The organism is Azospirillum sp. TSO5, from assembly GCF_003116065.1.
GTDB lineage: Bacteria > Pseudomonadota > Alphaproteobacteria > Azospirillales > Azospirillaceae > Azospirillum.
In genome coordinates, this window is the sequence record NZ_LGQY01000070.1 from 1 (window position 1) to 13,201 (window position 13,201).

The 13,201-nt window shown below is 65.7% G+C and carries 7 protein-coding genes; 4 read left to right on the forward strand and 3 right to left on the reverse strand.

Features of this window, described 5'->3' with window-relative positions; genetic code table 11:
• Nucleotides 1-646, forward strand: a 646-nt coding sequence (locus tag TSO5_RS32745) for a hypothetical protein (RefSeq protein ID WP_158282446.1), incomplete at its 5' end; no start/stop codon positions are given.
• Nucleotides 647-697: 51 nt separating this feature from the next.
• Here the strand turns inward: TSO5_RS32745 and TSO5_RS18550 are convergent.
• From TSO5_RS18550 to TSO5_RS18560, 3 genes are all read right to left on the reverse strand, one after another.
• Nucleotides 698-973 (reverse strand): hypothetical protein, encoded by a 276-nt coding sequence (locus TSO5_RS18550; protein ID WP_109152939.1) that lies wholly within the window; start codon nucleotides 971-973, stop codon nucleotides 698-700.
• 80 nt (nucleotides 974-1,053) lie between these two features.
• Nucleotides 1,054-1,248 (reverse strand): hypothetical protein, encoded by a 195-nt coding sequence (locus tag TSO5_RS18555; protein WP_146203801.1) that lies wholly within the window; start codon nucleotides 1,246-1,248, stop codon nucleotides 1,054-1,056.
• A 72-nt stretch (nucleotides 1,249-1,320) separates the two neighbouring features.
• A complete protein-coding gene (locus tag TSO5_RS18560) occupies nucleotides 1,321-1,707 on the reverse strand; it encodes a hypothetical protein (protein WP_109152941.1) in 387 nt (128 codons plus the stop codon).
• Between the two features lie 134 nt (nucleotides 1,708-1,841).
• Here TSO5_RS18560 and TSO5_RS32970 point away from each other — a divergent pair, with 134 nt between their 5' ends.
• From TSO5_RS32970 to TSO5_RS18575, 3 genes are all read left to right on the forward strand, one after another.
• Nucleotides 1,842-10,499: a transglycosylase SLT domain-containing protein gene (locus tag TSO5_RS32970; protein WP_199230934.1), complete on the forward strand. Its 8,658-nt coding sequence runs from the start codon at nucleotides 1,842-1,844 to the stop codon at nucleotides 10,497-10,499.
• Nucleotides 10,496-12,646 carry a hypothetical protein gene (locus tag TSO5_RS18570; RefSeq protein WP_109152942.1) on the forward strand — a complete coding sequence of 717 codons (2,151 nt, stop codon included), beginning with the start codon at nucleotides 10,496-10,498 and terminating at the stop codon, nucleotides 12,644-12,646. The genes TSO5_RS32970 and TSO5_RS18570 overlap by 4 nt, the downstream gene beginning before the upstream one ends.
• The coding region (locus tag TSO5_RS18575) for a hypothetical protein (protein WP_199230935.1) at nucleotides 12,643-13,201 on the forward strand (559 nt) is incomplete at its 3' end. The genes TSO5_RS18570 and TSO5_RS18575, both read left to right, overlap by 4 nt.

Sequence of the window (13,201 nt, forward strand, 5' to 3'; positions counted from 1 at the left end):
CCCCACCCTGCCGCCGTTCCATTGGCTGCCGATCATGGTCGATTCCATCCCGACTATCCAGGTTGGAGGGGTCGGCCCGCGACCAGCGATCACCGACGAGTTTGACGGCCTGACGCGGGTCGCGGCACCGCTGCTGACGCAGTTGTTCAAGGTCCGCACCGACTTCAGTATCGAGCTGGCCGTCGAGACGCATTATGCACGCCTCATCGACATGGCCGAGGTGCCGGCGGTGAAGAAGCTCTACAACGAGCCTGGGCGGCCGACCGTCATCCACTTCCTCACAGAGGCGCAGGCCGTCTACTGCCTCAAGCGCTCCAGCGTGGGTCGCGGCAGGGTGAAGATGATGACCTGCGTGCAGCATTACGAGGAAGCGCGACTGGTGACCGTCAGCGAGGTGGCGCCTGTGGTGGCCGCAATCCAGTCGGACAACGGCGACGTCATCGCGTCGCTTGAAGCTGCTGCCCGTCGGCAGGTGGCCACTCAACCGGCTGGCGCGATGTTCCAGACCATCTTGGCGTACGATGCCGTGACGGGCGGGGACCAGCCGGTCGCGAAGGATCTGCTGTTGCGTGTGGTCGATTACTTCGAGCGCACGAGCGGTATTCGACGGGAGATGGTCGGCGGGAGCTACTACCTGCCGGCATAAGCCACACAGCACAGCACCCCGCCACCAGACCGGTGAGCGGGGTGCTGTTGTTCAGGCCCGTCCGTGGGCGACTTCCATCAGGGCGTCGCGATCAAAAACGAGCTTGACCTTCTCGTCCGGCGCGCACTGCGATCCCAGCATTTCTTGGGCCTTGGCGACGAGCGCTTTTCTGATGTCCTTGCCACGGGCTCTGATGTCACCGACGCGCCTATCCGTGTAGGAGGCGCTACTGATGCCCATCGGCTTCAGATTCGTGATCTCGCGCAAACTGCCGACCGCGCTGGTGCGCTTCGGGCTATAGCGGACGCTGATCAGGAAGACACGCATTTGATTCTCCGTTGCTGAGTTGGTTCTCCTACCCCAAAAGCCCCAGTGCCGGCTTTACGGTCTCTGGGGCTTGCTTGGGCTTACGAGGAAGTCATCTCGAATCTGTATCGCTTTCCCTTCTTGATCACGCGAACGCCTTCTGGCGTCTTCCTGTCGGGGTGCGTGATTTCGAGCGTTTCGGGATCGACGCGATACTTGTCGCTGCACCAAAACTTATTGATGCTTTCTTCGATTTGCCTGATTGACGGCGCTGACGCCAAAAGCTGGCTGGTCAACTTAATCTCCAATTGTTGGGGGTTCTACCGCCAAAGCCCCAGGCGGCGGACCGCTCTGGGGCTGGGGAGCGGCTATGCCGCCGCTTTCTTCTGCATCTCGAAGCGCATGCACTCGCACTCCATGCGGATCACGTCTCGCGCATGCTCCAGGGTCTCGAAGTCCCGCGTGGTGCAGGAGTAAATGCGCCGGACCAACTCGGCGCCGTCGGGGCAGCGGTCTCTCGGGATGACCCAGCACTTGCTGGGTGTCCCAAACTTCCACGGCCACGGACAGCCGTTCGTTTCGTACGATCCAGGCCGCTCTGCAGCTTTTACCCTCCCGTCACGGCTAACGCTGGTGACGATGGCGAGAGCGTAGTATTTCGTCCTGGTGGTCTTGCCGTGCATTTCGGTAACGCTGCTCTCCATTTCGATAAGAACAGCATCACCACGCTTTGCGGCGTTCTCGATGGTCGCCATTGCTGGCTCCTCTGTGTGGTTGTTTTGTCTTGATGCACTATTTATAGGCCATTTCGTCATTACAGTCAACGGAAATAGTCCATTCGGGACTGTTACAGCCAGAGCGCCGCCGCTTTCCCGCTGGGGTCCTTGGCATGTACGACAGCGATATCGCCGCATTCGGGTTCGCGATCGATTCCAGCCAGGTGCGGAGCGCCACTGGCGATCTCGACCGCTACTCCGCTGCTGGCACCCGTGCCGAGAAGGAGATGCGGGACCTGATTGCGGCCAATCAGGCGCTCGCGCGCGAGCAGAAGGCGACCAATGAGCAGCTGGCGCTGCTGAACACCGGTCTGACCGCCGCCACGTCCGGCCTGGGCGCCTATGCGGACAAGGCCAATGTCGCCGTGGCCGCCACCAAGCAGGTGTCGCAGGGCGCTGCCGAGGCCATAGGTCTGTTCGGCAAGCTGACCGCCGCCATCAGCGACGCCACCGGCGCGGCAACCGAATACGCCATGGGCATGACCACCATCACCGCCGGGCTGGCGAGCTATCGCTCCATGGTCCACGACCTGACGGCCGAGGAGCAGAAGCTGGCCGAGGCCCGCAAGCTGTCGTTGGGCATCGGGATCGAGAACCATCGCGAAATCACCCGTGCCGCCGCCGACTGGAAGGTGAACGCCGACAAGGTGTCGGTGGCCTACCTGAACATCGAGAGCGCGATCGGCCGCACGACCGATAGCGGACGGGCGCTTGCCGCCGTGCTGGCCGGCATGGGGGTGGATCTTGCCCGCGGCGATGCCTTCCGCGCCCTGGAGGATGCCGCCACCAAGCTGCACGGCTTAAAGGACGGGCTCGCGAAGTCGGACTTGACCAAGGCGATCTTTGGGTCGGCCGATGTCGACGTGCTGAAGGCGGTGAACGACGGCCTGAAAGGCGCCACCGACCACCAACGCGAGATGATCCGGCTGGAAACCGTGCTGCAGCAGGAGATCGAGAAGACCGCGCAGAAGCGCAAGGAGATTGAGACACAGAACCGCGAAAGTGGCCGCGTCAGTGCGCTCAGCTGGCAGGGACTGACCAATCTCGGCGCGTTCCGCAACGGTGAGTTCTTCCAGCGCGGCAACGACCTGACGCCGAGCCTGTTCTCCGTCAGCCAAAAGCAGATGGACGATTATCAGAAGCAGGCGAAGGAAGCCAACGAGAAGGCCGCTGCCGGATCGGCTGTGGTCTGGGCGCGCTTCTGGGACAGGATGAGCATCTGGCAGGACAACAGCAGGGGCACGCTGACCAGCCTGCTGGAGAGCGCCCGCGCGACGCTGGACCTGATCGGTGACACCCGGTTCGTCTCGAACGGCGGCGACCTGAACGTGCGGCCGGCTGCTGATACGCGCCCCGCCGCCCTATCTGCCGGCGATCTGGCCACCATCAACGCCTACCGCGATGCGCTCGACCCGATTGCGGGCAAGCTCGAAAAGCACCGCGATCTGGTGGCGCTGATCGGCCGCGGCTATCAGGCCCACAACATCACCCTGCGCGAAGCGGCCATGCTGCTGGCCCAGCAGGAAGACAAGATGGAGGGCATCGTCAGCGCCCGTACCGATCTGCTGAGTGTGGCAGAGGGGCCTGACCGGAAGCTGCTGAACGATGCGGTTGCTGATCGCGACAAGATCAAGCGTCGTATGGACGACCTCCGGGCCAAGCAGCAGCGGCGCGAGGAAGAACTGACGCCGGCCGAGATCGCCAGCGGCACGTTCGTGTCCATCAGCCCACAGGACGAACGCCAGATCAATCGCGATGCCGAAGCGGTCGAGGCACTCAACAAGCAGATCGCCGAGTTGACAGACAACCTCATCGCCGCCAAGGACGCCGCGACGGAGTTTGGCAAGAACGGGTTGTCCGAGGCGCGCTACCAGCAGTTCCTGGGCGACCTGCCGGAGACGCTGCGCAAGTTGCGGATCGAGGATGATCCGATTGCTGAGCAGATCAAGCAGTTCGACATCCAGCAGGGCAATCTGCGCCGGCTGGCGAAAGAGGGCGGGTTTACCGACGAAAAGACCGGCAAGTGGGTCGCCGTCAACAGCCGGAAGGTCAACGACCTCGCCGACAGTAACGCGGAGTCGGTCGCTACGGACCTGCTGGGCCAAGTCGATCCGAGTTACCGGGTTGATGCCGACCATGAGCACCGGCTGGACATGCTCAAGCAGCTGCGCGCCGCCACCGGCGAGCTGGCGATCGACGAGGAGGAGTACCAGCGGCTGCTCGGCATGGAGGCCGAGAAGTACCGCCGCCTGTCCGACCCGATGGGCGTCTACATCGACCAGTTGAAGGAGCAGGCGGAGGCGGCATCCGCCACCGGCTTCGACCGGCAGGACGCGCTGACGCTGTCGCGCCTAAAGAAGCAGGCGAAGCGCCTCGGCAAGGATCTGGACGAGGATGCCGTTTCTGCCGCGCTGGGCGACATGCGCAGCGCTCAGATGGGCGTCACCATCCAGCAGATGGATCTCGCCACCGAGCACACGCTGGCGCTTGCCAAGGCGTATCGCGATGGCGGTGCGGCAATTGAAGATGTGGATGCGCAATACCGCATTGAGCAGCAGGTCCTCCAGACCAGCGAGAAGTTCCGCGCCCAGATCACCGAGGCCGTCTACGCCGAGGTGGAGGCGAAGCGCGCCCTGGTCCGGGCCCAGCACGACCTGAACATCGATCAGGAGATCACCGACGCCGGCCGGCTGGCGGATGCCTGGGCCGGCGGCGCAACGGCAGTGCGCGAGGCGACCATCGCCAATCGCGCGCTCGCCCAGGCTCGGCAGGAGCACCTGAACCCAGACAACGCCGACGACCGCGCTCGCGCTCAGCAGATTGCTGGCGACGAGGTGGCGCTGGACCTCGCCAAGCGGCGCGAATCCTTCGCCCAAATGGCGGAGGAACAGCGTAAGTCTGTCGATCTGACCAACTTCGAGTTCGGGCTGCTGGGTCGCAGCAACGAGGAACGCGCGAAGGCAGTCGAGATCCATCGGGTCACGCTGGACCTGCAAGAGAAGGGCGCCGATCTCACCGACGCACAGACGAAGGCGTACATCGCCCAGGCTGGCGAGTTGGCGAAGCAGAAGCAGGTCATCTCCGAGCAGACCGCCATGGCCGGCGACCTGTCCAAGACCTTCGCCACCGGCTTGGAAGACGCTCTGCTGGGCAAGCTGCGCACCGGCAAGAACCTCATCAAGCAGATGGGTGAGGACATTGAGCGCATCTTCGTGCGGCAGACCATCACGAAGCCGTTCGAGACCGCCATCAGCGGCCTGTTCGCGCGAGCCATGGGCAGCACGTCGCTGACCGACGTACCCGCGCATGCGCCGAAGCCGGCAAACGACAACGACCTCGTCAACCGCATCACGACGGGGCTGATCGGTGGGTTGAAGCCGGGCGATCGTCGCAGCGGCCAAAGCGCCGACGACGCCCTGTTCGTGCAGATGTCCGGCATCTCCGCCGGCCCGTCGCCGATTGCACCGATCGACACGAAGGGGTTTGGATTCCTGTCGGCTGACAGCCTGCGGGAACTGGGCCGGCGCACGACTGCCGCCGGCGACCCGCCGCTGAAGGTGGACAACGACGACATCGTCGAGGCCATCAAGGAGAGTGCCAAGAACAACGGCGTGCCGGAGGAATGGGCGCTCGCGCTCGCCCGGCAGGAAAGCGATTTCCAGCAGTTCAAGAACGGCAAGCTGTACACTTCGCAAGCCGGTGCCATCGGTGTGATGCAGTTGATGCCGGGTACCGCGCGCACGCTGGGCGTCAACGCGGCCGACCCGTACGAGAACATCGACGGCGGAATCCGCTACTACAAGCAGCTTCACGACCAGTTCGGCGATTGGGGTATCGCGGCCGGCGCCTATAACGCCGGTCCGGGGCGGATGCGCAACTACCTCGACGATGAGCGCCCGCTGCCGGGTGAGACCGTCAATCACATGCTGAAGGTGTCCGGATACGCCGCCGATTACGCGGCGACCGACGCGGGCGGAGGTGGGCTGGAGAAGCTGCAGGAAGGTGCTGGCGACGCGGCAGATGCCCTCCAGCAGATGACCGATGCGCAGGAAAAATTCGTCAAGGACACGCTGTCGTCCATCAGCGACATGCCGGCCGCGACTGGTAAGGCCGCCGCCGCCACCGAACAGCAGGCGAAGGCCGCCGTCGCCGCGACGCAGTCGATGACTTCCGGCGTCCAGCAGGCGCTCGGCGGACTGCTGTCCCTTGCCGGCGGCGCGACCGGCAGTGCCGGCATGTCGATCGGCGGCGCCACCATCACGGCCGGCGGTCCAGGCGGCCTCCAGCAGGCGCTGGGGCGGCTCTACAACGGCGTTACGGGTGGATCTGGCGGCCTGGGCGACCTGAAGGGGTGGCTGAACTCTCCGATCTCTGGGTACAAGGACGCAACCGCCACCCAGGCCAAGCTGTTCGGTGGCGATTTCGATACCGCCCAGGCCGCCCAGGCCGCCGACCCGCAGGGCACCGCCGCCGGAGCGCCGGTCGGGACCACCTGGGGCCAAGGCATCGGCGGTGTCGCCAGCATGGCCGGCGGCATTCTGCAGGCCAGCAAGGGCGGTGCCGGCAACGTCATCAGCGGCGTGGGCAACACCATTGCCGGTGCGATGATGTTCACGCCGCTTGCCTGGGCCGCCCCCATCGTCAGCGTCGTAAGCAGCCTGATCGGCGGGATTGCCGACAGTCTTGGCGGGCGAGGAAAGCCCTACAGCGTCGGTGAGGTGGTCTACAAGAATGGCCGCTACACGCGCGGGTATGTCGGGGCCGACAACGACGGCGACCCGACGAAATACAGCGGCGCCACCAACTCGCTGGCAAGCAACCTAAACAGCTTCATGGACAAGTACCGGCTGACGGCTACCGAGAAGTCTGTGGTCATCAGCGACCGCGGCATGTCGCCGGAACAGGCGATGGCCCAGGCGGTGCGGGGGCTGAAGAGCGGCGACAACAACATTGCCTACGTGCTGGCCCACGCGACTGCCGACAACATCAACGACATCATCGATCAGGTCGATTTCGCCAGCAAGCTGCGGGCGACGCTGGTCAGCCTGAAGGATTCCGCGGACGGGACGGCGCTCGCGCTGCAGGGCGGTATCGACAGCGCCAATGCCTTCGGCAAGTCGATCCTCGACATCATCGCGCAGAGCCGCCGCACCTTCAGTGCGCCCGACGGCACCAATCTGTCCGTGCCGGCGTTTGCGTCCGGCACCTTGTCCGCTCCCAGCGGCTGGGCGCTGGTCGGCGAGGAAGGCCCCGAGCTGGTGCGGCTGGCCGGCGGCGAGAGGATTTGGAATGCCCGCGAGAGCGCACGCATGCTGGCGTCGCAGGGCATCGGCGCCGATACCGAGCTGGTCCACGTCCGTCCGGACGAGTTGGCGTGGATGCAGCGCACGCTGGGCGGCGGGCGCATCAACCCAATCACCGGCCTGCCCATGTTCCTCGAAGGGGATAGCGGCGGTGTGGGAGACACGGGCGGCGCCAGCCCAGGCGGCAACAGCAACGGCTCCGGCCCGATGGGCGGCGAGAATGCCGCCACGGGCAGCGCCTACGGCAGCACCTCCGACCGCGACGCGGCCTATGGCGGCGGCTGGGGGACCTCCAACGGCGGCGGTGGGTTGGCCGGAACCATTAGCGGGTGGACGGCGGCTGTCACCGGCTGGATGGCGGCGTTGGCCGGCTGGCAAGCCGACACTGCCGAAAACACCGCGGCGCAGACCGAGGCTCTGGCGGCGGTTGCCGGGTTGACCCCCACCGCGGTGGCAGCGGCGCTGTCCGCTACCGCGCAGGTCGCCGGCTACGGCATCACCGGCATGTTGGAGGGGTTGACCGGGGAAAAGGGCACTGCCGCTGCAGTCGGCCATGACTATGGCGACATGGGTACCGGCGGGCTATCGGACGCCGCCGGTACGATCGGCGAGCGCGCGACGGCCACCGGTGGCGGGCGCGGCGCGTGGCAGGGCATCTCGGCCGCAGAAATCGACAGCACCCTCTCCGCCCTCTCCGCCGCCATCAAGGCGGATCCCAACGGCAAGATGACCACGGACTTGGTCGGGTCGTCTATCGTGGGCAATCCCGGCACCGGTGGCGTGTCGATTCAGGACCTTGCAGACGACCCCAGCAAGATCTTCGGATTCCGCGTGGGTGACGCCGCCGCGGCTATGCAGGAACTGGACACCGCGGCTCAGCAGCTTCTCGACGCCACCGGGACGGTGCCGGACCTCCTGCAGCGGGCCATCGACGGCGTCAACTCGGTGGCCGTCGCGAACGGCATGTCCCCGGTCACCGGCGCTCGCGACGCCCGTGAGGCAGCGCGGGTGGCTGATGAGAAATTCTCCGGCACGCTGGCCGACCACAGCCTGACGCAGGGCCGCTACAACGATCTGCTGGGAATCGCGTCCTCGCTCCAGTCCGACAAATTCGATCCGGTCGGCAAGGACTTCCAGAAGCTGGCAGACGACATGACCGCGGCGATGCACGCGCTTGTCGAGGCCGGCAAGCCGGTGCCGGAGACGCTGTACGCGGCCGAGCGGCAGATGGAGGTGCTGGCGGCGGCCAAGAGGCGGCTGGAAGATCAGGTTGCCGGCAAGCGTGATCTGAGCACCGACATCCAGAAGCAGGTCTCTCAGATCCAGGGATATTGGAGCGAGGCCAGCACCACGCTGGTGGAGGCGTTCAAGCAGGTTGGGATCGTTGGCGACGATCTGCGCGCCCATCTTGCCGCCGGCGCAGCCAACGCGCTCACCAATGCGCGCAACGACTACCTGAACGGCGCTCCGAATGCCGTCGGCCAGAACGGCGCCGTCGGCACGCTGAATGACCTGCGCGGTGTGGGCTACCTGAACACCATCAATGACATCAACAAGCAGCACCGGACGGACCTTGCCGACCGCACGGCGCTTGGTGTCGACACTGCGCCAGCCGACGAGGCATACCGCTTGCGCATCAGGCAGATGCTGCTGGGCATGAGCCAGTACCAGCGCGATCAGGTGGCGCAGGCCCAGGGCGGCGATGTGGCTGGGGTGGCGGCCGGGCTGGCCCGCGGCTACAGCGACTACGACCAGCGGGGGGCGACCGCTCGCGCATCGATGGCCACCACGTCGTCCCAGGAACTGACGCTCAAGCGCCAAGCTGAGGACATGGCGCGCGTCACCCGACAGGCGGATGAACTGAACGGCGCCTACGACGACGCCACTCGCGCCATCATCAGGCAGACCCAGGCGCTGGAAGACCAAGCGGTCGCTGCCCAGCGTGCCGACGAGAACCTGCGGACGGCGATGTCGCGGATGAGCGACTTTGCCGGGGTGGCCGCCCGCGGGCTGTCTCTCCAGGGCAAGTCGACCGAGGCCAATCTGCTGCGCTTCGACATCAGCGCCCAGCAGCAGCTTTACGACGCCCGGAAGAACGGCGGTGACGTGGCCGGCCTGACGGCCGTATTGGCGGCCGAGCGCCGGCAGACTGAGGCCGAGAGCCTGCGTGCCGATTACTACACCGCCATCGACCGGCAGACCCAGGCGATCCAAGACAGCATTGACGCCACCACCCGCAACACGGGCTGGCTGGCGACGGTGAGCGAGAATCTGCGCGGCGCCAGCATCAGCGCCCGCCTGTCCGACAGCAGCCCGTTGAGCCTGGAGGCGCGGCTGAACGAGGCGCGGCGCCTGTTCGACGAGACCAAGACTAAGTTTGACGACACCACCCTGCCGAAGGCTGAGCGCCAGCGACTAGCCGGCCTGCTGCAGACCTACGGTCAGAGCGAGATTGATCTGGCCCACCAGTATTTCGGCAGCACCAGCTCGTCCGACTTTGAGCGCGTGACGTCGGTCTGGGACAACATCAGCGGCATGACCGAGGAGCAGATCGACTCCACTCGGGTTAGCCTGGAGCGCCAGCAGGAACAAATTGACGAGTTGCGTCGTCAGCGGACCGAAGCCGCGCACTGGGGCGAGGCGCAGGTCGGGTCAATCAATGACCTGCGCACACAGACGCTGGAGGCGTTCAGTCGTCTGACGACCAGCATTGGCAGCCTGTCGCCGGCCACGTCCACCAGCGGCCTGTTCTCGTCCATGCTGTCCGCTGCCAGCGACCAGTCGTCGCTGGACGCACTGGTGCAGTATGCCAAGAACAGCGGAAACGTCAGCCAATTGACGTCCGCCTATCAGCGCGCCAATGACCTGGGGCTCTACTACGGTCACTACAGTTACGCCGGCCCTGGCGCCGCGATCGACAACAACTGGGATGAGCAGGCCACCTCTGACACGCTGGGCTGGTTGAGCAGCAAGGGTTATAGCGGCGCCTACGACGCCAACGCCAACATTTTCATCCAGACCCGCGGCCTCGGCGACCAGTTCACCAACTGGATCTCCAGCTACGGGCGCGCGCGCGGCTGGATGCGCGCCGGCGGACTGGTTGGCGCCTATGCCGACGGCGGGATTGTGGGCAACGGCACCTGGGATGTTGACAGCGTGCTGGCGCGCTATGCCGGCGGCGGATCGATCGCCTTGGCCGGCGGTGAGTATGTCATGCCGGCGCATCAGACCGCCGAGTACCTGGGCGATCTCGAAGCGATGCGCAGCGGCACCTACTCGTCGGTGTCGAACGACAACACCGGCTGGCGAGTGCTGTCCGAGCAGGTCGAGCGGCTGATCCAGCAGAACGCCTCGCTGCAGGCACAGATGCTGGCCGCCACGATCGAATCCGCCGAAGCAAACATCGAGGGGCACGCCCACACGGCCGACGCCCTGCGGACCAGTAAAATCATGGAGATGGCATCTTGAGCCAGATCTGGTTGATCACCGCCCAGTGCTACCTGGGCGGCACCAGCCCATCCACCAACGCCGTCGGGATCGGCGTGCTGACATGGGTGCTGGCCGCTGGATCGCCGCAGCCCACCTGGGGCATGAAACTGCGGGCGATCAAGACCGGCGATCCGACCACCTGGGTGGAGGGGCGGGTTGTGGCGATCGACGACGGCTTGGTCAGCATCAATGTGGTCGCGACGGCCGGCAGCGGTGCGGTGACTGGCTGGACCTTCACCGACGGCACGGTGGGATTCAGCACCGGTGCCTATAACCACCCTACCGCCCCGGTCTTCTTCGACCCGGCAATCGTCACGACCGCGCTCGGCAGCAGCAGCATCTTCGGCGACGGGCGCACCTTCGGCGCCGCCAGCATCGGGCAGGCCGCCATCACGGTGGGTAATGCCGGCGGGGCGCGAGAGCACCTGCGCGCCTATGGCTGGTACAAGCGGCAATGCCAGATCCTGGTGGGGGATGACGGGGCAGCCTTCAGCACCTTCCAGCCGTTTTTGACCGGCACCATCGAGCAGGCGGTGGCCGACGACACGGTGGTCGTGCTGCGCTTCCGCGACCGGCTCGCCGAACTTCGGCGGCCGATCATCTCCGACCGCTTCCTGGGCAACAACAGCGGCCCGACCGGCGTCGAAGGCGGCGACGACATCAAGGGCCGGTTCAAGCAGCTGCTGCGCGGGTTCCGGTCCAATTTCAGGCCGGTCCTGGTGAACGAGGCCAAGAACATCTGGCTGGTCAGCGCGCGGCATGGGCATGGGCTGTCGTGGGTCAAGGACGGTGGCCAGACCATTACGCTCGGCAGTCAGAAAGCCAGCTTGGCCGCGCTGGTGGGATTCACCCAGGTCTTCACGGTCAGCGGCGTGCCGACCACCGTCGCCACCTGCGCCGGCCACGGCTATTCGACTGGGCAGGTCGTGGCGATCTCCACCACCGGCGTGCCGCCGGCCGGGCTGGTCAACTACAGCACCTATTATGTGCGGGCTCTGAGCACGGACATCTTCAGCTTCCATCCGACAGCGGCCGACGCGGAGGCGGGCACGGCAGCGGTCAACATGACCACGACAGGCAGCGGCACGCACAGCGTCTACGCCATGCCGGCCCCCAACACCGTTGATTACTACCTCGGCAACGATGCGGTCGGCGAAGGCTTCTACATCCGGCCCGGCAGCCGGCCGGCCAAGGGGTTGACGGTCGAGGCGTGGGAGGGCGCCACTGCGGCAGATCGGTATGTCGGGTCGCTGTTTCGCCGCGCGTTGCTGGTTGATGCCGGCTACACCACCGCCGACATCGTGCAGGCCGACATCGACGCGCTCAACACCGCCGCGCCCTACGAGAGCGGCTTCCTGGCCGTCGGCGGCGGCACCGAGGAGGATTTGGCCCAGCCCACCGCCCCCGATGAGTGGGGCGCGGTGCAGGGCGCGGTGTCGGTGAAGGACATGCTCGACGCCATCTGCCCCGACGTGCTGGGCTGGTACGCCAACGACCAACTCGGCCGCTTTCGCATCGGGCAGATCGCCCCGCCGACCGGCCCGGCGGTGGCGACATTCCGTCGGTTCGACGGCGACACGCGAGCAAAAGCGACCGACATCAACATCGTCAAGCTGGACCTGATCGCGACCAATGACGCGGCGCGCGGCGTGCCGCTGTGCCGGGTGGCGGTGAAATTCGCGCCGAACGACACGCAGCAATCGGAGGGGGACCTGCTGGGCGACAAGACCAGCCCCACCGATCCCGTCGGCGGGTTGGCGGTGCGCGAGAAGTTGAAGCGCAAGCACCAGTTGGTGGCATACCCCGCCACAGGGCAGGACTCGGCTGTTATCGGTAAGTGGGGAGTTGCGCTCGAAGCGACGTGGGTCACCAACCTGCGTTACGCGGCTGATGCGGCGGCGGTCGCCGCAGCCCTGTACGCGATCTACTCGGTGCAGCGCGACCGCTTCAAGCTGACAGCCAAACTCACCCCATCCGTGGTGTCCGCCATTCAACTCGGCAAGAACGTCGCGGTGGAAGTGGCTCGCTACGGCCTTGATCTCGGCAAATTCGTGATGGTGATGGGCGTGTCGTTCGACACGGGCGCCGGCACCGTCACCTTCGACCTGTGGGGCGCTCCGACATGACCTCATTCCAGGCGGTGAAGGGTGTGCGCCGGGTCACGCCTTTCATCACCTGGGATTCTGCCTACGGTATTTACGACGCCAATTATCCGGTCACGAATCTGGGAAACGATGATCTGGCGCGCGTGTGCCGCACCGGTGCCGCAACCCTGCGAGCCAACCGCTTCAAGGGCACGCTGGACCGCGAGCGTGCGGCCATGTTGATGGGATTTGTGCATCACACCTGCGGACTGAATGACCGATTCCGTGTGCGTCTGTACGGCAATGCCGGCAAGCCGTTCACCGCCGATCAGGTCACCGACCACATCACGATCGCCGCGCACGGGCTGTCCACAGGCACCTCGGCAACGGTCTGGAATCGCGATCCGGAGACCGGATCGCTGCCCGGTGGGTTGGTCGACGGCACGGTCTATTATGTGCGGGTGATCGACGCCAATACGCTGACGCTGCACCAGACGGCCGGCGCCGCAGCGTCCGGCACTGGTGCGGTGGACATCACCACGGCGGGTGTCGGCGTCCACGAGATACTGTCAGACCTCCGGTACGATCCCGGCTGGG